The organism is Luteimonas rhizosphaericola (genome assembly GCF_029888045.1).
GTDB classification, from domain to species: Bacteria; Pseudomonadota; Gammaproteobacteria; order Xanthomonadales; family Xanthomonadaceae; genus Luteimonas; species Luteimonas rhizosphaericola.
The window spans coordinates 233,465-259,354 of the sequence record NZ_JARXRN010000021.1 but is presented as its reverse complement, the minus strand read 5'-3'; the positions used below and the strand labels follow the sequence as shown (position 1 = coordinate 259,354).

At 70.5% G+C, this 25,890-nt stretch carries 16 protein-coding genes; 10 read left to right on the top strand and 6 right to left on the bottom strand.

The annotated features are described in order from the left end of the window. The first annotated feature begins 16 nt into the window (after nucleotides 1-16). The 4 genes from gcvT (at nucleotide 17) to QFW80_RS07530 (ending at nucleotide 2,934) form a co-directional block, all read left to right on the top strand. Nucleotides 17-1,111, top strand: coding sequence for a glycine cleavage system aminomethyltransferase GcvT (gcvT, locus tag QFW80_RS07545; protein WP_280601005.1), 1,095 nt, complete (start codon nucleotides 17-19; stop codon nucleotides 1,109-1,111). Nucleotides 1,112-1,205: 94 nt separating this feature from the next. Next, nucleotides 1,206-1,601, top strand: coding sequence for a glycine cleavage system protein GcvH (gene gcvH / locus QFW80_RS07540; protein WP_280601003.1), 396 nt, complete (start codon nucleotides 1,206-1,208; stop codon nucleotides 1,599-1,601). Between the two features lie 580 nt (nucleotides 1,602-2,181). Then, the gene (locus QFW80_RS07535) at nucleotides 2,182-2,436 is read left to right on the top strand and encodes a hypothetical protein (protein ID WP_280601002.1); all 255 of its coding nucleotides are present in this window, start codon (nucleotides 2,182-2,184) and stop codon (nucleotides 2,434-2,436) included. A gap of 45 nt (nucleotides 2,437-2,481) precedes the next feature. Next, nucleotides 2,482-2,934: a hypothetical protein gene (locus QFW80_RS07530; RefSeq protein ID WP_280601001.1), complete on the top strand. Its 453-nt coding sequence runs from the start codon at nucleotides 2,482-2,484 to the stop codon at nucleotides 2,932-2,934. A 246-nt stretch (nucleotides 2,935-3,180) separates the two neighbouring features. Here QFW80_RS07530 and QFW80_RS07525 read toward each other — a convergent pair whose 3' ends face one another. Next, a complete protein-coding gene (locus QFW80_RS07525; protein ID WP_280600999.1) occupies nucleotides 3,181-4,578 on the bottom strand; it encodes a serine hydrolase domain-containing protein in 1,398 nt (465 codons plus the stop codon). Nucleotides 4,579-4,663: 85 nt separating this feature from the next. Between QFW80_RS07525 and QFW80_RS07520 the strand changes: the two genes are divergently transcribed. Together QFW80_RS07520 and QFW80_RS07515 are read left to right on the top strand one after the other, a co-directional pair. After that, complete coding sequence (locus QFW80_RS07520) at nucleotides 4,664-5,266, top strand: LemA family protein (protein WP_280600998.1); 603 nt, start codon at nucleotides 4,664-4,666, stop codon at nucleotides 5,264-5,266. Nucleotides 5,267-5,445: 179 nt separating this feature from the next. After that, complete coding sequence (locus tag QFW80_RS07515) at nucleotides 5,446-7,335, top strand: M48 family metallopeptidase (protein ID WP_280600997.1); 1,890 nt, start codon at nucleotides 5,446-5,448, stop codon at nucleotides 7,333-7,335. 147 nt (nucleotides 7,336-7,482) lie between these two features. Here QFW80_RS07515 and QFW80_RS07510 read toward each other — a convergent pair whose 3' ends face one another. Next, nucleotides 7,483-16,212 (bottom strand): GH36-type glycosyl hydrolase domain-containing protein, encoded by an 8,730-nt coding sequence (locus tag QFW80_RS07510; RefSeq protein ID WP_280600996.1) that lies wholly within the window; start codon nucleotides 16,210-16,212, stop codon nucleotides 7,483-7,485. A 342-nt stretch (nucleotides 16,213-16,554) separates the two neighbouring features. Here QFW80_RS07510 and QFW80_RS07505 point away from each other — a divergent pair, with 342 nt between their 5' ends. Continuing rightward, the gene (locus tag QFW80_RS07505; RefSeq protein WP_280600994.1) at nucleotides 16,555-17,445 is read left to right on the top strand and encodes a DMT family transporter; all 891 of its coding nucleotides are present in this window, start codon (nucleotides 16,555-16,557) and stop codon (nucleotides 17,443-17,445) included. Here the strand turns inward: QFW80_RS07505 and QFW80_RS07500 are convergent, their stop codons facing one another. Beyond that, nucleotides 17,446-19,059, bottom strand: a complete 1,614-nt coding sequence (locus tag QFW80_RS07500) for a GMC family oxidoreductase (RefSeq protein ID WP_280600992.1) — start codon at nucleotides 19,057-19,059, stop codon at nucleotides 17,446-17,448. Between the two features lie 98 nt (nucleotides 19,060-19,157). Between QFW80_RS07500 and QFW80_RS07495 the strand changes: the two genes are divergently transcribed. Further along, the gene (locus QFW80_RS07495) at nucleotides 19,158-20,537 is read left to right on the top strand and encodes an NTP/NDP exchange transporter (RefSeq protein ID WP_280600990.1); all 1,380 of its coding nucleotides are present in this window, start codon (nucleotides 19,158-19,160) and stop codon (nucleotides 20,535-20,537) included. 172 nt (nucleotides 20,538-20,709) lie between these two features. Here QFW80_RS07495 and QFW80_RS07490 read toward each other — a convergent pair whose 3' ends face one another. The 3 genes from QFW80_RS07490 to QFW80_RS07480 all read right to left on the bottom strand — a co-directional run bounded on the left by QFW80_RS07490 (nucleotide 20,710) and on the right by QFW80_RS07480 (nucleotide 24,178). Then, on the bottom strand, nucleotides 20,710-21,087 hold the full coding sequence (locus tag QFW80_RS07490; protein ID WP_280600989.1) for a hypothetical protein: 378 nt from the start codon (nucleotides 21,085-21,087) through the stop codon (nucleotides 20,710-20,712). Between the two features lie 57 nt (nucleotides 21,088-21,144). After that, nucleotides 21,145-21,624 (bottom strand): hotdog fold domain-containing protein, encoded by a 480-nt coding sequence (locus tag QFW80_RS07485; protein WP_280600987.1) that lies wholly within the window; start codon nucleotides 21,622-21,624, stop codon nucleotides 21,145-21,147. Between the two features lie 76 nt (nucleotides 21,625-21,700). Continuing rightward, entirely contained in the window at nucleotides 21,701-24,178 is a 2,478-nt protein-coding gene (locus QFW80_RS07480) for an acyl-CoA dehydrogenase (protein WP_280600986.1), read from the bottom strand. Nucleotides 24,179-24,337: 159 nt separating this feature from the next. Between QFW80_RS07480 and QFW80_RS07475 the strand changes: the two genes are divergently transcribed. Then, the gene (locus QFW80_RS07475; protein WP_280600985.1) at nucleotides 24,338-24,979 is read left to right on the top strand and encodes a TetR/AcrR family transcriptional regulator; all 642 of its coding nucleotides are present in this window, start codon (nucleotides 24,338-24,340) and stop codon (nucleotides 24,977-24,979) included. Between the two features lie 100 nt (nucleotides 24,980-25,079). Then, nucleotides 25,080-25,820 carry a helix-turn-helix domain-containing protein gene (locus QFW80_RS07470; protein ID WP_280600983.1) on the top strand — a complete coding sequence of 247 codons (741 nt, stop codon included), beginning with the start codon at nucleotides 25,080-25,082 and terminating at the stop codon, nucleotides 25,818-25,820. Nucleotides 25,821-25,890 lie beyond the last annotated feature (70 nt).

Below are 25,890 nucleotides of genomic sequence, written 5' to 3'. Positions count from 1 at the left end.
CCCGACGGACTGCGCCATGACCCGCAAGACCATCCTAAACGACAGCCATCGCGCGCTCGGCGCGCGCATGGTCGACTTCGGCGGCTGGGACATGCCGATCCACTACGGTTCGCAGATCGAGGAGCATCACCAGGTGCGCCGCGACGCGGGCATGTTCGACGTCAGCCACATGACCGTGGTGGACCTGCACGGTGGCCGGGTGCGGGAGTTCCTCCGCCGGCTGCTGGCGAACTCGGTCGACAAGCTCAAGCGTCCGGGCAAGGCGCTCTACACCTGCATGCTGAACGAGCGCGGCGGGGTGATCGACGACCTGATCGTCTACTTCCGTGGCGACGACGCCTACCGCCTGGTGGTCAATGCCGCCACCCGCGAAAAGGACCTGGCGTGGATCACGGCCCAGGCCCAGCCATTCGACGTCCAGGTGCGCGAGCGCCCGGAGCTGTCGATGATCGCGGTGCAGGGTCCGGCCGCGCGCGGACGGGTGATCGGCCTGCTGGCGCCGGACGACGCGGCGAAAGTCGAGGCGCTGGGCAAGTTCGCCGCGGTGGAACTGCCGGGCACCGCGTTCGGCGACGTGTTCGTCGCGCGCACCGGCTACACCGGCGAGGACGGCTTCGAACTGGTCGCGTCCGAGTCCGGCGCGGTCGCGCTGTGGGACGCGCTGCTGCGTGCGGGAGTGAAGCCCGCCGGCCTCGGTGCGCGCGACACGCTGCGCCTGGAAGCCGGGATGGCGCTCTACGGGCAGGACATGGACGAGACCGTGAGCCCCTACGAGGCGGCGCTGGGCTGGACCGTCTCGCTCGACGCCGGCCGCACCTTCAACGGCCGCGACGTGCTCGAGGCGCAGCAGCGCGACGGCGCACCGCGGCAGATGATCGGCCTGGTGATGGACGACAAGGGCGTGCTGCGCCACGGGCAGGCGGTACGCACGGCGCACGGCGACGGCGAGATCCTCTCGGGCACGTTCTCGCCGACGCTGGGCAAGGCGATCGCCTTCGCGCGGGTGCCGGCCGGCGACCTGGCCGACGGCGTGCGCGTGGACATCCGCGGCCGAGAGGTGCCGGTCCGGGTGGTGAAGTTCCCGTTCGTCCGCGACGGCAAGCCCGCCTGACCGTGTCGCCGGGCGCGGGTGCTTGCGGCGCGCCGCCCGTGCTTCGCTACACTAGCCGCACCTTCCCCAGAACCCGCACGATCCGGAGACCAGCATGAGCGAGATCCCTGGCGACCTGAAGTTCATGAAGTCACACGAATGGGTCCGCGTCGAAGGCGACGGCAAGGTCACCATCGGAATTTCCGACCACGCCCAGGGCCTGCTCGGCGACCTGGTCTACGTCGAACTGCCCGCGGTGGGCGACAGCATCGAAGCCGGCAACGCCTGCGCGGTGGTGGAGTCGGTGAAGGCCGCCTCCGACGTCTACGCCCCGGTGTCGGGCACGGTCACCGCGGTCAATGCCGCGCTCGCCGACAAGCCCGAGACGATCAACGAGGATGCCTACGGCGAGGGCTGGCTGTTCGTGGTCGAAGCCAGCGATTCCGACCAGCTCAACGACCTGCTCGGCCCGGACGACTACGCCGAGCTGCTCGAGGAAGACGAGCACTGATCGACCCGCGGCGGACGCGATGCGTCCGCCGCCCCGTCGTGGACGTGGCGACGACCGTCCGCGACCTGCACCCGATTCCTGCCGGTGCGCCTCCCACCTCCGCTTCTCGCTTCCTCGACGCGCGCCGTTCGCGTTCGCGTCGATCGGCTACGACCTGCTTGAACGCCTTGCGCGGACGCGTTCGCGACCCGCGCGCGGGCGGAAAAGTTTGCGCACTTTCCGCGCAAACGGGTTTGTGCAGCGCGCGAAACCGCCTGCGCGTCAAGCCCGGGTGACGACCCCGATGAACCTTCGCGCATGCGTGCCGCGGGCCTGCCGACGCGGCGGCGACGACGGCGTCGCGACGCGCCGCACCCGAAGACGTTTTTCAAAACACGCTTGTTTTCCGCGCTTTCGTCGAACACGACATGGCGCGGTCCGATGCGGGCGTCGTGCATCCGCGATGCGCGCGCGGCGACCATCGCCGCGCGCACCGGTGCAGACGTCGACGCCGGCCGGGAAATTTTTTCGCGGCGGGTGTTGACAGTTGAAAAAACCGTGATTAGGTTTCGCCCCAACAGACGGTTGCCACCGGAAGCGAGTGAGTCAGCACACGACGAAAACGCGCAGCAAACAAAAGACCTCCGCCCCGGACTTCTACAAGGTGGATGCAGGCACCGTCTCCGCTGCGAAAACCCAAGACCTCCAGATCCGACACCTGCGCCGCTCCGGGGCGCAGGTGTTTTCGTATCACCGGGACCGCGAAACCCCGATCGCGTCGTCCCTGCCGAATCCGTTCCAGCGCGCGTCGCGCGCCGGCGGTTGTGCGCGGGTCCGATACCCGCGCGCTGCTTGAACTGGGCAGTTGTAGAGCAAGTCCACTGACGAGGAGAGCCATCCCATGGCCGCGAAGAAAGCTGCAAAGAAGAAGGTCGCCAAGAAGGCGACCAGGAAACCCGCGAAAAAGGCCGCCACCAAGAAGGTCGCCAAGAAGAAGGTAGCCAAGAAGGCGACCAAGAAGGCCGCCGCCAAGAAGACCGCGAAGAAGGCTGCCAAGAAGACCGCCAAGCGTCCTGCGAAGAAGGCCGCGAAGAAGAAGGTCGCCAAGAAGGCTGCCAAGAAGACCGCCAAGCGTCCTGCCAAGAAGGCCGCGAAGAAGAAGGTCGCCAAGAAGACCGCCAAGCGTCCTGCGAAGAAGGCCGCGAAGAAGTCCGCCAAGAAGGCGACCAAGAAGACCGCGAAGAAGTCGGCCGCCAAGAAGCCGGCGCGCAAGGCAACCAAGAAGAAGGCCAAGAAGGCCAGCAAGCGGAGTTCGGCCGTGGCGATGCCGCCGATGCCGACCCCGCTCATCTAAGCACACCCGATTCGCCGTAAAACCAGAGCTCCTTCTCCGCAGCCCAGGCGGAGAGGGAGTTTTTTTATGGGGAGCGACCGGCGTCAGGATGCACGGTCGAGGCCCGGCGGATGCCACCGGCGCGGATCGGGAAGGATGGCGCGTGGACGTCGGTCGCCGGGGTTGAACGTTTGTGCGGGCGGTTGAAGGAACGCCGCGCAGGGCGTGCCGTCCAGTCGCGATGACCCCGGGCGAACGAGCCGCCGGCTACTGCGGGCGCGCCGCGGCCGCGCCCGACTGCGGGCCACCGGCCGACGAGGGGGTCGCACCCTCGTCCGAGGCGTACAGGCTTTCCAGATCCGGATCGACGTCGAGCCAGCGGTGCGACGGCAGCCCGATCGCCCGGTCGAGGATCGTCGGCAGCAGGCCCGACGGCAGCGAACTGTCGCTGTTCCACAGCACAACGACGCCGAGGTCGCGTTCGGGCAGCATCGCCATCAGGCCGCGGTAACCCTGCACGGCGCCGCCGTGGAAGACCAGGCGATGTCCGGAATAGTCGTAGATGCGCCAGCCCAGGCCGTAGCCGGCGGCGTTGAGGCGCTCGCGCCGCCACGAGGCGCCGCGGATCTCGCCGGGCGTGCCCACGATCGGCGACTGCAGCGTCGCCAGCAGCGGTGCCGGCAGCACCTCGGGCCGGCGACCGCTCTGCGCGAGCAGCCACTGCGCCATGTCGCTGATGCTGGCGTTGACGCCCGCCGCAGGCGCGAGACGGTAATAGGTTGGCTTGGGCATCAGCGACTTCCAGCCGCCACCGGCGCGCACGTGCGGCTTGGCCCAACGGGCACTCGCGGTGATGCCGTCCAGGCCGAGGCTGGCATCGTTCATGCCCAGGGGCTTGAAGATGCGCCGCGTCACCGCCTCGCTGTAGAACTGTCCGCTCGCGGCGAAGACCACGTCGCCGACCAGGCTGAAGGCCACGTTCTGGTAGCCGTAGCACTGGCCGGGCGAACACGCCATCGGCGCGGCCGCGAAGCGCTGCACCAGGTTGTGGTAATCGGCGTTGGCCTCGATGTCGCGGTCGTAGGTGTGGTGGCGCAGCCCGACGCGATGGCTGAGCACGTCGGCCACGGTCAGGCGCTGCGCCGCCGCAGGATCGGCGAAGCTCAGGCTGGGCATGAAGTCGGCCACCCGGCTGTCCCAGCGCAGCGCGCCTTCGGACACCAGCATGCCGGTCACGGTGCCCGCGAAGGACTTCGACAGCGAGGCCAGGCGGAACACCGTGTGCGCATCGACCGGCTGGGCGTGCGAGACGTCGGTGATGCCGTAGCCGCGCGCGCTGAGCACCTTGCCGTCGTGCACGATCGCCATCGCCAGGCCGGGCACGCGCTGGTTCGCCACCAGGTCCTGGGCCATCGCCTCGAACACGCGCACGTCGAAGCCGTCGGCCAGCGGCAGACGCTGTACGTCGGCCGGCAGCGGCACGGGGCGATCGGACGGGGTGGCCGGGGTGATCGGCGCGGGCGTCACATCGGCCCCGGTGCTGGCGTCCCGGTTCCAGGCCAACGGAGTCTGGGCAGTACTCGACAGCGTGATCGCGGACAGCATCCCGACCAGCAATGCACGCCCGAGGCGTGCGCGGCGGGGTCGATGGAGGTTCGCTTTCATCGGGACTGCCCCCTGCGTATGCTCTCGCTGCAGGCGATCATAGGCGCCTGTGTCCCGAATTGCATGAACAAGGGGAGGAATCACGGTGAGTGGATTGATTCTGCTGGTGATCGTGATCGGCATCGCGGTCCTGCTGGGCGGTTGGGCGATCGGCATCTACAACGGCCTGGTGACCGCCCGCAATGCGTTCAAGAACGCCTTCGCGCAGATCGACGTGCAGCTGCAGCGCCGCTTCGACCTGATCCCGAACCTGGTCGAGACCGCCAAGGGCTACCTCTCCCACGAACGCGGCACGCTGGAGGCGGTGACCGCCGCCCGCGCCGCGGCCCAGTCGGGCCTGGCGGCGGCCAAGGCCAGCCCCGGCGACCCGGCGGCGATGGCCGAACTGGCGCAGGCGCAGGGCGCGCTCAATGGCGCGCTCGGCCGGCTGATGGTGGTGGTGGAGGCCTACCCGGACCTCAAGGCCAACCAGAACATGATGCAGCTCACCGAGGAGCTGACCAGCACCGAGAACAAGGTCGCGTTCGCGCGCCAGGCCTACAACGACTCGGTGATGGCCTACAACAACAAGCGCGAGGTGTTTCCGTCCAGCGTGGTGGCCGGCATGTTCAACTTCGCCCCGGCGGCACTGCTGGAGATTCCCGCCGACACGCCCGAGGTGCGCGAAGCGCCGAAGGTGCAGTTCTGAGAGGTGCCGGTTCGTGATGGCCGGCGTGCAGCCGTCGTGACCGGCCGCGGTCCGGCGGCTCGAAACGGCGGTCGTCCGCGGAGCGCGGGCGCACCCGGGGTCCGGGAGGACGCGATGCCCCGCGGCCGGCGTCCGCGTCACGCGATCACGGGCGTGCAATCACTCCTCGCGACGGTCCGATGAATTTCTTCGAACGCCAGGCTCTTGCGAAGCGCAATACCACGCGGCTGGTGGTGCTGTTCGCGTTCGCGGTGGTCGGCATCGTGCTGGCGATCGACCTGGGCGTGCTGCTGGTGTTCGGCGGGGACCCACGGCTGCTGGTGGTCTCGACCCTGCTCGCGCTGGGCGTGATCGGGATCGGGTCGCTGTACCGGATGGCGTCGCTGCGCGGCGGCGGCGAATCGGTGGCGCAGCAGGTCGGTGGCGTGCCGGTGGCCGAAGACACCACCGACCTGCATCTGCGCCGGCTGCGGAACGTGGTCGAGGAGATGTCGATCGCGTCGGGCGTGCCGGTGCCGAAGATCTACGTGCTCGAACACGAGCCGGGCATCAACGCCTTCGCCGCCGGCTACTCGCCGTCCGACGCGGTGATCGCGGTGACCCGGGGCGCGCTCGAGCGGCTCAACCGCGACGAATTGCAGGGCGTGGTCGCGCACGAATACAGCCACATCCTCAACGGCGACATGCGGCTCAACATCCGCCTGGTCGGCGTGCTGTTCGGCATCCTGATGCTCGGCCTGATCGGTCGCAAGATCCTGCAGCACGGCGGCGCGGTGCGCGGGCGGGACGCGATGCCGGTGCTGTTCGGCGCGCTGCTGGCGCTCGCGGTGGGCTACATCGGCCTGTTCTTCGGGCGCATGATCAAGGCCAGCGTCAGCCGCAGCCGCGAGGTGCTGGCCGATGCGTCCGCGGTGCAGTTCACGCGGCAGACCGTCGGCCTGGCGGGCGCATTGAAGAAGATCGGCGGGCTGCACGACGGCTCGCGCCTGGCCGAACGCGCCGACGCCGAGGAAGTCAGCCACATGCTGTTCGGCGACGGCACCGGGCTGAGCGGCCTGTTCGCCACCCACCCGCCGCTGCTGCAGCGGATCCAGGCCTTGGAGCCGGGTTTCAAGGCCGACGGGCTGGAACGGCTGAAGGCGCAGTGGCTGAGCGCGCCGCCGAACGGGCTCGACGAGGACCTGCAGCTCGGCCTCGCACCCGCCGGTCATGCGGCGCTGCCCGGCATCTCGACGCGGATCGACCTGACGCCGCCGATGGTGGCGGCCCAGGTCGGCGAACCCAAGCAGGACGACTACCGCCGCGCCGACGCGATCGTTGCCACGCTGCCGCAGGAACTGCGCTCGCTCGCATCGCGCAGGGATGGCGCGGCGCCGCTGCTGATGGGTCTGCTGCTCACCGACGACGACACCGTGGCCGACCGCCAGCGCAGCGAGATCATCGCCCGCATGGGGCTGCAGGTGGCGGCCGAAGCCCGGCGCCTGCGCGACGAGCACCTGCGCGGCCTGCATCCGATGCTGCGCCTGCCGCTGGCATCACTGGCGTTTCCCACCCTGCGCCTGCGGCCGCGGCCGGAACTGGCGACCTTCCTGGACACGGTGCACGCGGTGGTGCACGCCGACGGCCAGGTCTCGCTGTTCGAATACTGCCTGGGGCGGCTGCTCGAAGTGCAGCTGCGCGAAAGTCTGGACCCGGCGCGCTATGCGCGCTTCGGGCGGCGCAAGCCGGGCAACGTGCGCCAGGAATTCGCGACCCTGCTAGCCGTGGTCGCGCATTGCGGCAATCCGTCGGACCCCGACCAGGCGCGCCGCGCCTACCTCGCCGGCATGCAGCGCGTGCTGCCGCGCGACCACCTGCCCTATGCGCCGCCGGCCGAGGGCGTGCTGGCGCTGGACGCGGTGTGGGAGCCGCTCGACGCGCTCGACCCGCTGGCCAAGCAGGTGGCGGTGGAGGCGATCACCGACGCGGTGTCGCACGACGGCCGGGTGTCGGTGGCCGAGGCCGAACTGCTGCGCACCATCTGCGGCGTGCTGCACTGCCCGCTGCCGCCGATGCTCGAGCGCGGCTGAGCGCGCGCCACGGCCGCGGCCACCGAGGTGGCCGCGTTGGTCCGCGCCACGTCGCCGCGCCGAAGCCTGGGCGGCGTCAGCCCACGTCGGGGGCGTCTCGACAGGACGTTGCCGGCCCACGTGTCCGCAGCGACGCGGTACGGCCGTTCATCCCGCGCCGGTGGGGCCCGCCTCCGCGTCGTCCCGCACCCAGACCACGTCGACATCGTGCCGGGCGTGGTCGTCCACCAGCGCGATCTCGAAGCCGTCCTGCACCACGCCATCCACCACCAGTCCGCGCGGCCCGTCGCCCGGGGCCTGCTGGCGGACGCGGATGTGGTAGACGGTATCGCCGTAGCGATAGCGCAGGGCGTACTCCGGCCAGTCGACGGGAATGCAGGGCGCGATCCGGAGGCGATCGCCGCGACGCCGTAGGCCGAGCAGCGATTCGACAATCAACCGGTACATCCAGCCGGCCGAGCCGGTATACCAGCTCCACCCGCCGCGACCCACGTGCGGCGCCACGGCGTAGACATCGGCGGCCACCACGTAGGGTTCGACCTTGTAGGTCGCGATCGCTTCGCCATCGCGCGCATGGTTCACCGGATTGATCATGCCCAGCAGTTCCCAGGCCTTCGCGCTGTCGCCCCGGTGGGCGAAGGCCATCGTCGCCCAGATCGCCGCATGCGTGTACTGGCCGCCGTTCTCGCGCACGCCGGGCACGTAGCCGCGGATGTAGCCCGGGTCCTGCGCGGTGGCGTCGAAGGGCGGGTCGAGCAGCTGGATCAGCCCGGCGTCGCGTCGCACCAGGTGCCTGTCCAGCGAAGCGAGCGCCTGGCGCGTGCGGTCGGGCGCGCCGGCTCCCGAGAGCACCGACCAGCTCTGCGCGATCGAGTCGATGTTGCACTCGTCGCTGTCGGTCGAGCCCAGCGGCGCGCCGTTGTCGAACCACGCGCGGCGGTACCAGGCCCCGTCCCAGGCGTGGGTCTCGAGGTTCTGGCGCAGGCGCTCGGCGGCCTCCAGGCAGGTTTCCGCGAAGGCATGGTCGCCGCGCGCGCGCGCCAGCGGACTGAAGCGGCCCAGTGCGTCGTACAGGAAGAAGCCCAGCCACACGCTCTCGCCACGACCGCGTTCGCCGACCCGGTTCATGCCGTCGTTCCAGTCGCCGGTCGCGATCAGCGGCAGGCCGCGCTCGCCGAGCAGGCGCATGCCCCGCTGCAGCGAGCGTACGCAGTGCCGGTAGAGATCCTCGCTCAGGCCCGAGCGCGTGGGCAGGTCGTAGTAGGACTCCTCGTCCGCGTTGACCGGCCGGCCCTCGATGTAATGCACGCGCTCGTCGAGCACGCTGGCGTCGCCGGTGACCTCGACGTAGCGCGCCGCCGCCACCGGCAGCCAGAGGTAGTCGTCGGAACAGCGGGTGCGCACGCCGCGATCGAGCGGGGGATGCCACCAGTGCAGCACGTCGCCCTCGGGGAACTGGTGCTCGGCGCTGCGCAGCAGGTGGGCGCGCGCGCGGCCGGGCTGCGCATGCAGCATCGCCATCGTGTCCTGCAGCTGGTCCCGGAACCCGAATGCGCCGCCGGACTGGTAGTAGCCGCTGCGCGCCAGGTAGCGGCAGGCGATGGTCTGGTACAGCAACCAGCCGTTGGCCAGCACGTCCACCGTCGGATCGGGCGTCTCCACACGCACGGCGCCCAGCGTGCGCAGCCAGTGGATGCGCAGGGCGTCGAGCGCGTCGTGCGCGGCCCCGGAGCCGCGCGTGCGCCGTGCCAGTGCGACGGCCTCTCCCCAATTCGCGCCCATCCCCAGCCGGAACACGGTTTCGGTCTCCGCGCCGCTGCCGAGCAGGAGCGGTACCTGGATCGCCGCGCACGGGTCCAGGCCCGCGCCCAGCCTGCCGGACAGGCGCTGGCGCAGCAGGGCGGCCGGCGCCTGCAGGCTGCCGTTGCGGCCGAGGAATTCTGCCCGGTCGGCGGTGACGCTGCGGCGGTCGTCGCCGCCGCCGGGGGTGTCGGCATCGAAGAACGCGACCCGGTGCGCGAACTCGGTGTTGTACGTGTTGCGCGCCGTGAGCACGCCGCTGTCGCCGTCGACCTCGCTGATCACGTGCATCTGGGTCCTGGCCCGCAGGTCCCCGAGGATCCACTCGACGTAGCCGGTGGCCGACAGCCGGCGCGGACGGCCGGAGCGGTTGCGCAGCCGCAGCACGCTGTACTTCACCGCGGCATCGAGGTCCACATAGACCCACAGTTCGCTGGCGATCCCGTCCTCGACGTGTTCGAAGACGCTGTAGCCGAAGCCGTGCCGCACGCGGTAGCTGCCTTCGCCGCGCACTGGCAGCGGCATCGGAGACCACACCTTGCCGGTGTCCTCGTCGCGCAGGTAGAAGGCCTCGCCGCTGGCATCGCCCACCGGATCGTTGTGCCAGGGCGTGAGCCGGAATTCGTGCGCGTTCTCGGCCCAGGTGTATCCGGGCGTGCTGTCGCTGACGACGCAGCCGAAGCCTTCGTTGGCCAGCACGTTCGACCACGGCGCCGGGGTGACCTGGCCGGGGGCGAGGTCGATGACGTACTCGCGCCCGTCGGCGGAGAACGCGCCCATGCCGTTGGCGAGGATGCGTTCCTCCGACACCGCATCGAACGGCCAGGGATCGACCTCGTCCGACGGCGGGGGAGGCGCATCGGGATCGGTGTCTTCGGCGGCCGCGTCGTGGAGAAGCGGCGCGGGGACGAGCAGGGGGACCGGCACTGCGGTCGCGCCCTTGCGGCCGACCTGTTCCGCCAGCGGCCCGTTGGAGTCGCTGACGATCACGCGCGCGACCGATTGCAGCAGGATCCGGTCTTCCTGCGAGAGCTGCTGCGCCGGCCGCACGAAGATGCCGCCGGGGCGGTCGATCACGTTGGCTTCCACCCCGGCCGCGACCAGGCCCATGATCTGGTCCTGCAGTTGCTGCCGGTAGCCGGCGTGGTCCTCGTTCCAGATCACGAGGTCGACCGCCAGCCCCTTGAGCCGCCAGTACGCGTGCGCCTGCACCATCTGGCGCACCAGTTCGATGTTCGCCGCCTCGGCGATGCGCACGATCGCGATCGGGTGGTCTCCCGAGATCGCCTGGCCCCAGAGCCCGGACTGGCCGCGCCGGTTCTGCAGCAGCACGGCGTGATCGGCGCGCAGCGCGGGATGCGCGAAGATCATCAGCCCCGCAAGTTGTTCGTACAGCTGGGCATCCGCCTCGCTGGCGTTGATCTGGCGGCGCACCACCTGGCTGTGCGTCCAGGCCAGGTCGAACACGCGGTCGGCGAGCCTGCGGTCGCGGTACTTGTCGATCAGCGCCACGCACGTGGCGCGGGCGTTCCCAATCCCGGTGACCATGTCGATGGTCGCGCTGCGCCCGGGCTGAAGCGTGATCCGGCAGCGGATGGCGACCACCGGATCGAGCACGGAGCCCGCGGTGTCGGAAAGCGCATCCTGCCGGGTCAGTGCCTGCGGCGCGAGCAGCGTATTGCCGCGGCCCACAAAGCGGGCGCGATCGGTCTCGTACGAGATGGCTTCCACATCCGCCTCGTGCACCGCCAGCAGGTGGAACATCCACGGCGGAACCTCGTCATGCCCGCGGGGCCGGCGGGTGCAGACGATCGCCTGCCTGGCCCGCACCAGCTCGGTCTGCACGAACAGGTTGCTGAAGGCCGGATGCAGTTCGTCGGAGATGGCCGGCGCCAGTACCACCTCGGCGTACGTGGTGACCTCGATGGTGCGCGCCGCACGACCGCGGTTGGTGATGCGCAGCCGGCGAAGCTCGATATCGTCCTCCGGCGACACCGCGATCTCGGTATGGGTCTCGAAGCCATGCTTGCGGCCGCGGAACTCCGCCTTGGCGTCCGAAAAGATCGCCTCGTAACCACCGACCGGCACCGCCGTCGGCTGGTGCGCGGTCGACCAGACCCCACCGCTCTCCACATCGCGCAGGAAACAGAAGCTGCCCCAGGGATCGCGGGTCGCGTCCTCGCGCCAGCGCGTGACCGCCATCTCGCCGTGGCGGCTGTAGCCGCCGCCCGCGGCGGTCAGCATCACGTGGTAACGCCCGTTCGACAGCATCTGGACCGCAGGCCGGGCGGTATCGGGGGTGTGGAAGACGCGCAGTTGCGCGCCCTCCACGTCGCCCACCGGCGCGGCGGCGGCCACCTCGGCCGAATGCGGATGGAACACGCCGGTTCGCGGGATGCGTTCCTGCAGCAGCAGCAGGGTGGCCTGGAACTCCGGATCCGCGACGAAGCGCCGCTGCATCGGCTGATCGCGCAGAAGATGGTCCAGCGCCAGCAGCCCCATGCCCTGGTGGTGAACCATGAACGAGCGGACCACCGCGTGCGACTGGCCACGCGGCACGCGCGCCGGCGTGTAGTCGATCGCCTCGTACAGGCCGAACCGTCCGCCGAAGCCCGCTTGCGACAGGCGTTCGAGATTGCGGCACGCGGCTTCCGGCGCGACCATCAGCGCCATCATGCTGGCGTAGGGTGCGATCACCAGGTCCTGGGCCAGTCCGCGCTTGAGGCCCAGCCCCGGCACGCCGAACGCGCGGTACTGGTAGTTCATGCGGGCGTCGACCACGTTGTAGCCCGACTCGGAAATGCCCCACGGCACGTTGCGCTGGCGCCCGTACTCGATCTGGCGTTCCACCGAATGCTTCGCGGTCTGGTCGAGCAGGGTGCCCTCGTAGCTGGGCATCACCAGTTGCGGCATCAGGTACTCGAACATCGAGCCGCTCCACGAGAGCAGCGTCGGCGCGCCGTCGACCTCGGTCAGCAGCCGGCCGAGCGCGAACCAGCTGTCCTGCGGCAGCTGGCCCTGGGCGATGGCGACGAAGTTGGCCAGCCGCGCCTCCGAGGCCAGCAGGTCGTAGTAGCCGGCGTCGAGGCGCTGCTCGTCGACGCTGTAGCCGATGGACAGCAGGCGACGCGCGCGGTCGTACAGGAAGCGGTGGTCCATCATCGCGCACTGTCCCGCGATGTGGGCCAGGTGCTCCAGTTCCTTGATGCGCGCGCGCGCGGCGGCCCGCTGCGGATCCTCGGACGCGGAACCCGACGCCACGTCGCGCAGCGTGGGAATGCGCACGGACGTGGATGCGCCGACGGAGGCGTCCGTGGCGGCCGGTGCCGGCGGGACGAAACGCTCCAGCTCCTCGCGCGCGGCGACGCACTGGGCCTCGAAGGCCTGCGACCAGTACGCGGCTTCCCCGGCCTCTGCGACAGGTCCGGCCGCCAGTCCGGCGGCGTGGGCCTCGAGGTCGGCAAGCAGCCGCCAGGCGGCATCGAGGGTTCGCGGCGGTTCGCGGCACGCCGCCGGCAGCGCCGCGGCGATGGCCCGCATCGGATCGCTGGAAGCGTCCCCGGCGGCTTCGACCACCAGGTCGAAGGTGTCGGACAGCCCGCGGAACGTGCAGGGTGACAGGACCGGGGCATCGCGCAGGCCGAGCAGCCCCTGGCGCAGCGTGAGCATGTGCCCCGCGAGATTGCCGCTGTCGACCGCGGAGACGTAGTGCGGCGGGAGCGGCTCGAGCGTCTGCGTGTCGTACCAGTTGTAGAAGTGTCCGCGGTAGCGCGGCAGCGTCTCCAGCGTCCGCAGGGCGTTGGCGGTGCGCTCGATCATGCCGCCCATCGGCAGGTAGCCGAAATCGTAGGCCGCCAGGTCGGCCAGCAGCGACAGGCCGATGTTGGTCGGCGAGGTCCGTCGCGCGACCACCAGGCTCGGGTGCTCCTGCACGTTGTCCGGCGGCAGCCAGTGGTCGTCGGCGGTGACGTGGGTTTCGAAGAAGGCCCAGGTGCGCCGCGCCAGGCGCCCGAGGAACCGGAGCTGCGACTCGTCGAGATTGGTGCGCGGGCGTGGCCGGGGCCTGCCCAGCCACCACATCAGCGCCGGCGAAACGGCCCAGAGCAGCAGCACCGGCGCCGCCACCCACAACGCCTCCGGGCGCATCCGCGACAGCGCCACCGCGGCGGCGAACGCGATCGCGGGCGCGAACCACATCGTACGCAGCGCGCCGGGCAACGAATCGCCCAGCGTGCGCTCGACCTCGCTGGAGGGACTCCACTGCAACAGCCGTCGCCTGCTGACGAGCATGCGCCAGAGCGTGCGCACGATCGCATCCAGGCTGAAGAAGGCCTCGTAGGGCAGGCATGCCAGCGTCAACGGCGCATGCGCAAAGTTGCGTCCCGTCGCGACCCCCGCCTGACGCAGGTGCGCCGGAAGCGGAAGGTCCGCGGGACGGTTGGACAGGTCCACCAGCGAGGCGACCAGGGGCGGGAGCAACACGATCGACAGCAACCACAAGGTCCAGGCCACGGGATCGACCGCGAGCATCCAGCCCAGCACCAGCAAGGCGGTGAACGAGGCGGGAACGAGGCTGCGCCGCAGGTTGTCGAGCAGCTTGCCGCGCGAGAGCGTCGAGAGCGGATTGCGCTCGTGCGTCTTCGCGCGCGGCGCCCCGGCGGCGGCTCCCGGCAGCGGCACCCGCGGCAGCAACCACGGCAACAGCTGCCAGTCGCCGCGGATCCAGCGGTGCCTGCGCTTGACGTCGAGCGCATAGCGCGCGGGGTAATCCTCGTACAGCTGTACGTCGCTCACGAGCCCGGCGCGGGCATAGCAGCCCTCGAGCAGGTCGTGGCTGAGGATCCGGTTCTCCGGCATGCGGCCGGCGAGGGCGTGCTCGAAGGCATCCACATCGTAGATGCCCTTGCCGACGAACGAGCCCTCGCCGAACAGATCCTGGTACACGTCCGATACCGCGCGAGTGTACGGATCGATGCCCGGCTCGCTGCCGTACAGGCTGGCGTAGCGCGAGCGGCGCTGCCCGCTCATGCTGATGCCCACGCGCGGCTGCAGGATGCCGTAGCCCCGGACGACGATCCGCCGGCGCTCGTCGAACCGTGCCCGGTTGATCGGATGGGCGAGGGTGCCGACCAGTTCGCGCGCGGCGTCGCGCGGCAGCTGGGTATCGGTATCGAGCGTGATCACGAAACGCACGTTGGCCAGGGACGCGGTGTTGCCCGCGATGCGCATGAACGCATCGCGGGCGCCGCCGCGCAGGAACGCGTTCAGCGCCGCGAGCTTGCCTCGCTTGCGCTCGAACCCGATCCACGTGCGCTCGCGCGGATTCCAGACGCGCGGCCGGTGGAACAGGAAGAAGCGGTCGCCGTGCTCGGGTGCATAGCGGGCATTGAGTACGTCGATCTCGTGCTGCGCGCGATCCAGCAATGGCGCGTCGCCCGGCAGGCTCTCCTCCGAGGCGTCGAAGAAGTCCGTGAGCAGCGCGAAATGCACGTTGGGGTCGCGGTTGGCCAGGAAGCGCACCTCCAGGTGCTCCACCAGCGAGGCGATGGCCTTCGCACTGCCGAACATGGTCGGAACCACCACGAGGGTGCGCATGTCGGCCGGCACCCCTTCGGAGTAGTCCAGCCGCGGCAGCGCGTCGGGCCGCATGAGGAAGGTCGCCGCACGGTTCACGAGTGCGACGCCGAGTTCGCTGAAGGCGATCAAGCACAGCGCGAGCGCCAGCCACAGCCATCCCGGCTGTTGCGGCGGCAGCGCGTCCCGCAGCGTCGCCCAGGTGAACAGTGCCACCACCAGTGCGCCCGGCGCCGTGTACGCCAGCAACGGCACGCGCCGCGCGGTCTTGCGCACCGTCCGGGTCACGCCGCGCAGCGACAGCGCGTCCTCCAGTTGGCGCCGTCCCTCGTCGATCAGGTAGAAGCCCACGTGCGCGGGAAGATCGTGACTGCCGGCCTCCCCCGCATGGGCCTGCGCCAGCTGCAGGACCCGGGTCGCGACCGCGATCTCGGCCAGGTCGCCGCGCCGGGCGATGATTTCCACGGTCTGGCGGTAGCGGTCGCGGGTGGCGAAATCCATCCTGCCGTAGGTACCGGATGGATCCCGCCGCAGCAGCGTGTCGACCACGCTCATGGTTTCGACGAACTCGCGCCAGTCCATCATCGCCAGGAAGCGCAGGCTGCCGATGCTGTTGCTGATCGACACCTGGGCCGAGGCCTGCTGTTGGCTCTCCGCCTGCACCATCAGCTCGATGCTCTGGCCGGCCTCGGCCAGCCATTGCTCGACCCAGGTCAACGGCAGGGCCAGCGCCGAACTCCGGCCCTGCAGGCGCCGGGCGAACTCGGCGACGAAGGAACTGCTAGCGGGAGGCTTCGATCGCACCATGTCCGCGATCACCAGCACCAGGTGCTTGGGGTCGGACTCGGCGGTGTCGGTCAGCTGGTCGGCCCAGGCGTCGGCGTGGTTGCGGTCGATGCGATCGTCGATGATGCGGGTGCCGATGCGGCGCAGGTTCTCGATCAGCGCCAGGCGCAACATGATCGGAATCGCCCAGAGTTCTCCGAGCTTGAGCGGCGTGACCGACTGGTAGGCGCTGACGAAGCGGCTCAGGCCCTCGGCATCGACCCGCCCGTCGCCGTGGGAGATGGCGTTGAGCGCGATGTCGTAGACGCGCGGCAGGCCGGCGGACGATCCGTGATCGAGTTGCGGCAGCTCCCGGCTGTAGCCCTTGGGCAGGTGACGGCGGGCGAGCGCGATCTGCTCCTCGATCAGGTAGATGTTGTCCAGCAGCCATTCGCCTGCGGGGGTCAGCGCGCGTCCAGCGTGGACCGCCTCGGTCAGCAGGGTGCAAGCCTGGTCCAGCACCTTCTGGTTGTCGGCGAGCCTGGCCAGCAGGCACTCGGGGCCCGGGGTGGACCTGAGCGCATGGGATCTCGCCAGCGCTCCCCCGTGCGTCTCCATCTGCTCGGCGCTGAACAGTTGCGCCCGCAGCGGCGTCTCGGGCGCCGGGGGACGAGGCGGCGAGGCCAGCCGGTGTCGAAGTCTGGCGAGCCATCGTCTGTTCGCGAGCAGCCAGCGCATCGGTCAGTCCGCCTAGGAGTCGTTGCGCATCGCAGCATGGTAGTGCACGACCGCGCGGCAGCCGTGAAAGCCTGGCCGCCTTGCCGGGCGGGAGCGGACGGGCCACAGCCGGCCCCGCCGCATCAGCTCGAAGGCGCCCCCCGCGCGCGCCCCTTCGCCGCCTGCCGCGCACGACCTGCGGCGTGCCACAGGCCCCCGACCGCCGGGCACCGTGCGTACACGACGCCTGACGAGGCTGCGTGATACGACGCGATCGTGCCGCTTGCCGGGCCATGGCGAAGGTCGCAGTGACGGCGCCGGCTCGATCCCGGATCATCGGCGTTCCGCCCGCTCTCCGCTTCCATGCCGGACTCCGACCGACGCCCGCACGCATCGCTGCGCACGACCGGCGTGGCGTTCGTGCTCGTCTGGTGCACGGGCTACATCGCCGGCGCGCTGATGGTCGCGCAGGCGGCGCCGTTGACCGCCCTGGTCTGGCGCTTCGGTCTGGCGGCGCTGGCCTTCGGCGCATTCGCGGTCGCGGCGGGCGTAGCCTGGGGCGACGGTCGCGCGCGCCTGCACAGCGCGGTCACCGGCGTGCTGATGCTGGCGCTGCAGTTCGGCGGCGTGTACCTCGCCTTCGCGTGGGGCGCGAGCGCAGGGGTGGCCGCGCTGGTGATCGGCACCATGCCGCTGCTGGTCGCCGCGCTGGCGGTGGCGGGAGGCGACGAACGCCTGCGCGCCTCGCAGTGGGGCGGCATGGCGCTCGGACTGGCGGGCGTGGCCCTGGTGGTCGCCGACCGCATCGATGGTCACACGCCGTGGCCGGCCTGGCTGGCGCTGCTGGGGGGACTGGTCGGCATCAGTGTCGGCACCCTGTACCAGAAGCGGCATGCGTCGCGGATCGACCTGCGCGCGGGGCTCGCGCTGCAGAACGCCGCGGCGACACTGGTGCTGCTGCCGGGCGCCTGGTGGCTGGAGGGCCTGCGGTATGCCGATGCGGCCGGGTTCTACCTGCCGATGCTGTGGACGGTGGTGGTGAATTCGCTGGGCGGGTTCGCGCTGCTGTTCGTGCTGATCCAGCGTGGCGCCGCCACCGGCGTGGCCGCACTGTTTTTCCTGATGCCGCCGGTGACCGCCGTGTTCGGCGTCTGGATTCTCGGCGAGCATCTCACCGCGCTGAAGGGCGCCGGCTTCGCACTCGCCGCGCTGGGCGTGTGGCTGGCGACGCGCCGCGCGACTGCGCCGGTCTGATCAGGCGCCGCGGCGGATCAGGTCGGCCGCGCGCTCGGCGATCATGATCGTGGGCGCGTTGGTGTTCCCGCTGGGGAGGGTGGGCATGACCGAGGCGTCGACCACGCGCAGATCGTCGATGCCGCGCACGCGCAGCTGCGGATCCACCACCGCATCCGCATCGCTGCCCATGCGGCAGGTGCCGACCGGGTGGTACACGCTCTCGGCGCGGGCGCGGATGAAGGCCGCCAGTTCGGCATCGGACAGGTCGTCGCGCGCGGGGAAGATCGGCGCGCCGCGATAGGGGTCGAACGCGGGCTGGGCGAGGAGTTCGCCCGACAGCCGCGCACATTCGACCATCATCGCCAGGTCGAAGCCGGCCTCGTCCGACAGGTAGCACGGTTCGATCCGCGGACGGTCGCCCGCGTGCGCGCTGGCCAGGCTGATCCGCCCGCGGCTGCGCGGGCGCAGGAAGCACGCGTGCAGGGTATAGCCGTCGCCGGGCAGGCGCCGGCGGCCGTGGTCGTCGAGCATCGCCGGGACGAAGTGGAACTGCACGTCGCAGCGCGCGTCCGGCGCCAGCGCCGAGCGGGCGAAACCGCCGGCTTCGGCCAGGTTGCTGGTGCCCGGACCGGTGCGGCCGCGCAGGTAGTAGTCGAATGCAATGCGCGCATCGCCCACGCGGTCGTAGCTCACGCGCTGCGTGCAGTGGCGCAGGGTGCAGATGTCGAGGTGGTCCTGCAGGTTGCGGCCGACCCCCGCGGCCTCGTGCACGACGCAGATCCCGTGGCGGCGCAGGTCGGCCGCCGGGCCGATGCCCGAGAGCATCAGCAGCTGCGGGGAGTTGATCGTGCCGCCGCACAGCAGCACTTCGCGCGTCGCGGGCTGGTGGAAGGCGCCGCCACGGGTCGCATAGACCACGCCGGTGGCGCGCCCACCCTCGAACGTGATGCGGTTGACCTGGGCGCCGTTGACGATCGTCAGGTTCGGACGCGCCCCTGCCGGCCGCAGGTAGGCTACGGCAGCCGAGCAGCGCGCGCCGTCGCGCTGGGTGACCTGGTACAGACCGACGCCGCATTGGGACGGACCATTGAAGTCGTCGTTGCGCGGATGCCCGGCCTGTTGTCCCGCCTCGATGAAGGCGTGCGAGAGCGGATTGACGTACCGCAGGTCGGACACCGTCAGCGGGCCGTCGCCGCCGTGCAGCGCGTCGCTCCCGCGTACGTTGCCCTCGCTGCAACGGAACCACGGCAGCACCGCGTCCCAGTGCCAGCCGGTCGCGCCGGCGTCGGCCCAGTCGTCGTAGTCGCCCGGCACGCCGCGGACATAGCACATCGCGTTGATCGCACTCGATCCGCCGAGCACCTTGCCCCGCGGCCACCACAGCGTGCGTCCATCGAGTTCCGGCTCGGGCGCGGTGACATCGTTCCAGTTCACGTCCCGCCGATGGACCAGCTTCGCCAGGCCCGCCGGCATGTGGAGAAAGGGATGGCGGTCGCGCGGCCCGGCCTCGAGCAGCAGCACACGCACATGCGGATCTTCCGACAGCCGGCCGGCGAGCACACAGCCGGCGGAGCCGGCGCCGACCACGATGTAGTCGTACTCGGGCGTGGGCGCGGCGGGGCGGACGGGCATCGGCGCATGCTAGGTGGGCAGGCTGGAGCATATGCTCGGACGGTGGCGGGCGTGGCGAGGTTCGGCTACCGTTTGCGCGGCCCCCGCCTGGACCCGCCATGAGCGACGCACCCGAGCCACACGACTCCGCGGGACGGGCCGCGCGCCTGCGCGCCGCGCTCGCCGAGTCGCCGCCGCTGCTGTGGTCGTTCCTGTACTTCTTCTGCCTGCTCAGCGGCTACTACGTGCTGCGGCCCGTGCGCGAGGCGATGGTCGCCTCCAGCGACATCGCCGCGGTGTTCCCGCCGGCGCTGGTGGCCGCTTTCGACCGGCGCGGCATCGCGCTGGGCGAATTCGTGCCGCAGTTCATCTTCACCTCCGTGTTCGTGATCATGCTGCTGCTGCAGCCGGCGTACGGCTGGCTGGTGAGCCGGTTCGCGCGGCGCGTGTTCCTGCCGGTGATCTACGGCTTCTTCATCGCCACCCTGCTGGTGTTCCACGCGATGTTCGACAGCGGGGTGGCCGGGCGCGGGCTCGCCTTTGTGCTGTGGTTGACGGTGTTCAACCTGTTCGCCGTGGCCGTGTTCTGGAGCTTCATGGCCGACGTGTACACCAATGCGCAGGCGCGCCGCTATTACGGCTATATCGGCGCGGCGGGCACGATCGGCGCGTTCACCGGCCCCGCGCTCACCGGGCTGCTGGTGCAGCGGGTCGGCATCCCGAACATGATGCTGGTCTCGTGCGTGCTCCTGGCGCTGTGCGTGGTGTGCATCCTGCGCCTGCGACCGCACGCGGTGCTGCGCGAGCAGGCGCAGGGGCAGCGCAGCGGCGAGGTGCCGATGGGCGGCGAGGTGCTGGCCGGCCTGAAGCTGGTGGCGCGCGAGCCGCTGCTGCGCTGGCTGGCGTTGATGGTGGTGCTGGGCGTGGGGGTCGGCACGCTGCTGTACAACGAGCAGATTGCGATCGCCCGCACCGCCTTCCAGACCGCCGAGCAACGCACCGCGTATTTCTCTCGGATCGACCTGGCGGTCAACACGCTGACCCTGGTCGTGCAGCTGCTGGTCACGCGCGCGCTGATGTCGCGGTTCGGGATCGCGCCGGCGCTGCTGATCCCGGGCGCGGCGATCATCGTCGGGTTCTCGGTACTGGCCGCGTCGCCGCTGCCGATCCTGATCGCGGTCGTGCAGGTGGTGACGCGCGCCAGCGAGTTCTCGCTGGCCAAGCCGGCGCGCGAAACCATCTACACCCGGGTCGGCCGTGAGTGGCGCTACAAGGCCGGCGCGGCGATCGACACGGTGATCTACCGCGGCGGCGACCTGACCTTCGTCTGGGTGCACAAGGCGCTGTCGGCGTTCGGTTCGAACGTCGTCTTCGGCGCCGGCCTCGCGATCGCCTCGCTGATGACGTTCAGCGCCTGGCGGCTGCTGCGCGAGGAGGCGAAGCTGCCGTCTGAGCGGACGCAGCGGCCAATATCCGCGAAGCGCCCCACGGCGCCCTGAATCCGCGGGTGTCCGCGCCGGGCGCGGTACGCCCGCGCGGGAATCTGCGTGCCCGATACCGATCACGTCCACCGGACGCGGGAGCGGCATGGCACAAGGCGCCTGCACCCACCGTGGTCCGGACAAGGCCGCAGGCCGCATCCGGGGCCGGCTGCCGCAACGCGTCAGCGCCTCAGTGCAGCAGCGTTGCGGCGAACAGGATCGCCCCGAGCACGAACAGCGCGGTGAGGACATGGACCAGCGGGCGGTTCAGCCGCAGCCACACCAGTTGGGTCAGCGTGCGCAGGATCCAGAACGCGGCCATCCCGGCCAGCAGCGCACGCCCGATCGCAGTGCCGGCCAGTTCGTCCGGGTAGGCCAGGCACAGCAGGCCTACGCCGACGAACACCCAGATCAGCTGCACGTTGGCGATCGGCAGGATGGCCCGGTTCGCGACCGTGGTCGAGGCCAGCGTTCGCGGCCAGTCGAACAGGCGCCAGAACGCGAGGTGGAAGGCGGCGAACGCGAAGCTGTGCAGCGCGCAGAGCAGAAGCAGGGTGTCGGTTCGCATCGGTGACCTCACTGGCGTGCGATGCCGGGCGGCCGATCCCGGGAGCTGCGTCCGTGGCTAGGGGCGGCCTGGCGGGTGCGGGGAAATCCACATCGCGATGCGGGCGCGGAACACCGCCGTGCCCGACGGATCCGTGATCTCCACGTCCATCGGCAGCTCGTAGCCCGCTTCGGCCACATGCGGCGCGAATGCCGGCGTGGCGACCGCGCGCATGCGCCCGACCGCCTTCTTCAGGTATTCGACCTGCATCCCGCGCGGGATCCAGCGCATGCCGGCGGGCAGGCTGGCGTCGGTGGTCAGCCCACCGATGAACTCGGCCAGGTTGCACAGCGCGATGGCGTGGACCGTGCCGAGGTGATTGGTCACCCGCCGGCGGTGGGCAATCGTGGCCTCGCCGCGGCCGGGCTGCAGGTCGACTATGCGCGGCGAGATCGAGGAGAAGTAGGGCGCCTTCCAGCACACCAGCGTGGAGAACAGCCAGCGCCCGAACGGCCCGGGCGCGAGCCGGCGGTACAGGTCGAGCACGCGCGAGGCCATCAGCCGCTCCCGACGCCGGCGATGCGCAGCGTGTACCGCATCGCCAGCGTGCCGCAGCCCGCGGACACGACCCGGGTCAGGCCGCTTCGCGCCGCGCGCCCGCCGTGTCGGCGAGATCGCGATAGCCTGCCGAACGCAGCGCCTCGGCATCGAAGTCGTCGACCGTGATCGCATCCAGCGTCAGTTCGCGCAGCTCTTCCAGCTGGGCGCGTTCCTCGGCCGTGATCCAGCCTTCGCGCACGCCCTCGTCCAGCTGCGCGGAGAAGTCGAGCGCCTCGATGCCGCTGTTCTTGAGCGCCTTGAGGAACTTGCGCTCGACCGGCTCGGCGGCGATCGCCTTCACCAGGTAGCTGTCGATGCGGCCGCCGGGGTTGTTGGGGGTCGGGGTCAGGAACACGCCCTGGGCGAGGCGGTCGCGGGCCTCGTTGGGCGCCATCAGCAGCGCGGCCACGCGATGGCTCAGGCGGTCGCCCGGCGGCACCGCGCGGCGGCCCCACGGGAACACCAGCGCCCACATCAACCAGCCGACCGGGCGGATGGGGAAGTTGCGCAGCGCCGCCGACAGCGCCACCTCGATCTTGTGCACGCTGTCGTGGAAGGCCCAGGCCAGCAGCGGCTGGTCGGCCTGCGGCGCGCCCTCGTCGTGGTAGCGCTTGAGCATCGCGCTGGTCATGTACAGGTGGCTCAGCACGTCGCCCAGGCGACCGGACAGCGACTCCTTGAACTTGAGCTTGCCGCCCAGCATCAGCATCGACACGTCCGCCATCAGCGCCAGGTTGGCCGAGTAGCGGTCGAGCTTGCGGAAATAGCGGCGGGTGTAGTCGTCGCCCGGCGCCGCGCCGATGCGCGCGCCGGTCAGGCCGAACCACAGCGAGCGCACCGCGTTGGAGATCGCGAAGCCGATATGGCCGAACAGGCTGCGGTCGAACTCCTCGACACCCGCGGCGGTGTCGGGATTCTGCGCCGCCTTCATTTCCTTCATCACCCACGGATGGCACAGGATCGCGCCCTGGCCGAAGATCAGCAGGCTGCGGGTCATGATGTTGGCGCCCTCGACCGTGATCGCGATCGGCGAGGCCTGCCAGGCGCGGCCGCCGATGTTGCGCGGCCCGAGGATGATGCCCTTGCCGCCGACCACGTCCATGAAGTCGCTGGCCACCTGCCGCCCCATCTCCGTGCAGTGGTACTTGGCGATGGCCGACGGCACCGACGGCACGTCGCCACGGTCGACCGCCGCGGCGGTCGCCTGCGACAGCGCGCTGGCGGCGTAGGCCTTGCCGGCGATGCGCGCCAGCGCTTCCTCCACGCCCTCGAAGCGGCCCACCGACAGCCCGAACTGCTTGCGGATGCGCGCATACGCGCCCACCACGACGGCGGCGAACTTGGCGCCGCCGCTGGCGGTGGAGGGCAGGGTGATCGAGCGGCCGACGGCCAGGCATTCGTTGAGCATGTTCCAGCCCAGGCCGGCCTTCTCGACGCCGCCGATCAGCTGGCTGAGCGGGATGAACACGCCCTCGCCGCGGATCGGGCCGTTCTGGAACGGCGAATTGAGCGGGAAGTGGCGGCGGCCGATCTCCACCCCGGGCGTGTCGCGTGGCAGCAGGGCCAGGGTGATGCCGATGTCGCGCTTCTCGCCGATCAGGCCGTCCGGGTCGTACATGCGGAACGCCAGGCCGATCAGCGAGGCCACCGGCGCCAGGGTGATGTAGCGCTTGTTGAAGGTCAGGCGCACGCCGAGCACGTTGGCGCCGTTCCACTCGCCCTTGCAGACGATGCCGTAATCAGGGATGGAGGTGGCGTCGGAGCCGGCGAACGGCCCGGTGAGGCCGAAGCACGGCACTTCCTCCCCGGCCGCCAGCCGCGGCAGGTAATAGTCCTTCTGCTCCGGGGTGCCGTAGTGCATCAGCAGTTCGCCCGGGCCGAGCGAATTCGGCACGCCGACGGTCGAGCTCACCACGCTGCTCGCGGAGGACAGCTTCTGGATCACCTTGTGGTGGGCCAGCGCGCTGAAGCCCAGGCCGCCGTATTCCTTCGGGATGATCATGCCGAAGAAGCGGTTGCGCTTGATGAAGTCCCACAGTTCCGGCGGCAGGTCGGCGTGGACGTGGTTGATCTGCCACTCGTCCACCATCGTGCACAGCTCCTCGACCGGGCCGTCGAGGAAGGCCTGTTCCTCGGCGGTGAGCTGGGGCTTCGGATACGACAGCAGCGTGTTCCAGTCCGGGTCGCCGGTGAACAGCTCGCCCTCGAAACCGACCGAACCGGTTTCCAGCGCGATGCGCTCGGTCTGCGACAGCGGCGGCAGCACCTTGCGGAAGAACTTCAGCAGCGGCGTGGTCACCAGCGGCTTGCGCACGAACGGCAGCAGCAGCGGCAGCGCGATCGCGGCCACCAGCACCGCGGCGACGATCGTGGCGACCGGGTGCGCGCCGAGGAACCAGCAGGCAACGAGCAGGGTGGCGGTGATCGCCACCCAGACCGCCAGGCGAAGGCGGTGATAGGCCGCGAACGCACCGGCGATCAGCACGGCAAGAAAGGGAATCACGATGCTCATCACGATGTCTCCAGCTCGATGGTGGCCCCACGCCCGGGAACGGGTCGCGCCGAGCCATGACCGTACGGTCGAGTATGGAATCCGTTCACGGGGTTGTCAACGCGGGTGCGCATGCGCGACGATACTTTTCCCAACGCCAGCGTATGGACAACGATCGACATGGCCAGATCCGCCGCCAAGACCCCGGCCGCCAGCGCCGACGCCGGTGCCGACACGGCCGACGCCGCGGCGGGCAAGCCCGAACGCAGCGGCCGCCTGAGCGCCGAGGACTGGGCCCAAGCCGCGCTCGACCTGATCGCGGAACAGGGCGTGGCCGCCGTGGCAGTGGAACCTCTGGCGCGTCGCCTCGGCGTGACCAAGGGCAGTTTCTACTGGCATTTCCCGTCGCGCGAGGCGCTGCTGCAGGCCGCGCTCGAACGCTGGGAGAACGTCGAGCAGGAGGCGGTGTTCGGCACCCTCGAGCAGGTGCCCGATCCGCGCGAGCGCCTGCGTGCGCTGTTCCAGATGGTGGCGCACGAATACCAGTCGCACGTGATCTACAGCGCCCTGCTCAAGGCGCTCGACCATCCGGCGGTGCAGCCGGTGATCGATCGCGTGTCCAAGCGCCGCCTGGACTACCTGGCCGCGTCCTTCCGCCAGGCCGGCCTGGCGCGCGAGGACGCGCTGCATCGCGCGCGCCTGACCTATGCCGCGTACGTGGGCTTCCTGCAGCTGAACCTGCAGCTGCACCAGGCGCGGATGCCGCAGGAGGAGTTCGAGGCCTACGTCGAGCACCTGGCGAAGACGCTGGTGCCGGCCTGACCACGGCGCGGGACGGACGCATCCTGATGACAGCGCCCCACGCGCACGCCGCGTCCGGCTGGCAGCCGCGGCCGCAGGCGCCACAGGGAAGCGGGCCCGGATGAGCGTCTCGGTCGATCTGGTCAACGCGCTCAAGCGCAGCCTGCGCGCGCAGGGCATGACCTACCGCGAACTCGCGCAGCGCATGCGGCTGTCGGAAGCCGCGGTCAAGCGCATGTTCTCGCGCCGCGCGATGAGCCTGCTGCGGCTCGAGCAGATCTGCGAAGTGCTGGGCCTGGGGTTGGCCGAACTCGGCGCCGAGGCCGGGCGCGGACGCGAGCCGATGGCGCGCCTGGAGCAGGCGCAGGAACAGGCCCTGGTGGACGATCCGGCGCTGATGCTGGCGATGTTCCTCAGCATCAACCGCTGGCGCCAGGACGACGTGATGGCGCATTTCGCCTTCACCCTGCCGCAGTGGACCGGCCTGCTGGCCAGGCTCGACCGCCTGGGGATGATCGAACTGCAGCCCGGCAACCGGGTGCGCCCGCTCACCGCGCGCAATTTCCGCTGGCTGCCCGACGGACCGATGGAGCGCCACTTCCGCACCACGCTGCTGAGCGATTATTTCGCCGACCCGTTCGACGGCGAACACGACCGCCTGCTGCTGCTCAGCGGCAGCCTCAGCCCCGACGGCGTGGCCCAGATGCAGCAGCGCCTGGACGACCTCGCCCGCGAGTTCGACGGCCTGCTCGCCCGCGACGCCTCGCTGCCCGCCGAGCAGCGGGTCGGCGTGAGCCTGGTGCTGGCGCAGAAGCCGTGGCTGCTGCGGCTGTTCGAGCCGTATCGGCGGGAGCGGGGGTAGAGCCGCACGTGCGCGGGGATGCGAGAATCTGTCCGGAGCGTGTGGCTTGAATCCGAGTCGGCGCGGAATT

Coding starts and splice junctions, on each gene's coding strand:
- gcvT (WP_280601005.1), top strand. CDS start 17: ATGACCCGCAAGACCATCCTAAACGACAGCCATCGCGCGCTCGGCGCG.
- gcvH (WP_280601003.1), top strand. CDS start 1,206: ATGAGCGAGATCCCTGGCGACCTGAAGTTCATGAAGTCACACGAATGG.
- QFW80_RS07530 (WP_280601001.1), top strand. CDS start 2,482: ATGGCCGCGAAGAAAGCTGCAAAGAAGAAGGTCGCCAAGAAGGCGACC.
- QFW80_RS07525 (WP_280600999.1), bottom strand. CDS start 4,578: ATGAAAGCGAACCTCCATCGACCCCGCCGCGCACGCCTCGGGCGTGCA.
- QFW80_RS07515 (WP_280600997.1), top strand. CDS start 5,446: ATGAATTTCTTCGAACGCCAGGCTCTTGCGAAGCGCAATACCACGCGG.
- QFW80_RS07510 (WP_280600996.1), bottom strand. CDS start 16,212: ATGCGCTGGCTGCTCGCGAACAGACGATGGCTCGCCAGACTTCGACAC.
- QFW80_RS07505 (WP_280600994.1), top strand. CDS start 16,555: ATGCCGGACTCCGACCGACGCCCGCACGCATCGCTGCGCACGACCGGC.
- QFW80_RS07500 (WP_280600992.1), bottom strand. CDS start 19,059: ATGCCCGTCCGCCCCGCCGCGCCCACGCCCGAGTACGACTACATCGTG.
- QFW80_RS07495 (WP_280600990.1), top strand. CDS start 19,158: ATGAGCGACGCACCCGAGCCACACGACTCCGCGGGACGGGCCGCGCGC.
- QFW80_RS07490 (WP_280600989.1), bottom strand. CDS start 21,087: ATGCGAACCGACACCCTGCTTCTGCTCTGCGCGCTGCACAGCTTCGCG.
- QFW80_RS07485 (WP_280600987.1), bottom strand. CDS start 21,624: ATGGCCTCGCGCGTGCTCGACCTGTACCGCCGGCTCGCGCCCGGGCCG.
- QFW80_RS07480 (WP_280600986.1), bottom strand. CDS start 24,178: ATGAGCATCGTGATTCCCTTTCTTGCCGTGCTGATCGCCGGTGCGTTC.
- QFW80_RS07475 (WP_280600985.1), top strand. CDS start 24,338: ATGGCCAGATCCGCCGCCAAGACCCCGGCCGCCAGCGCCGACGCCGGT.
- QFW80_RS07470 (WP_280600983.1), top strand. CDS start 25,080: ATGAGCGTCTCGGTCGATCTGGTCAACGCGCTCAAGCGCAGCCTGCGC.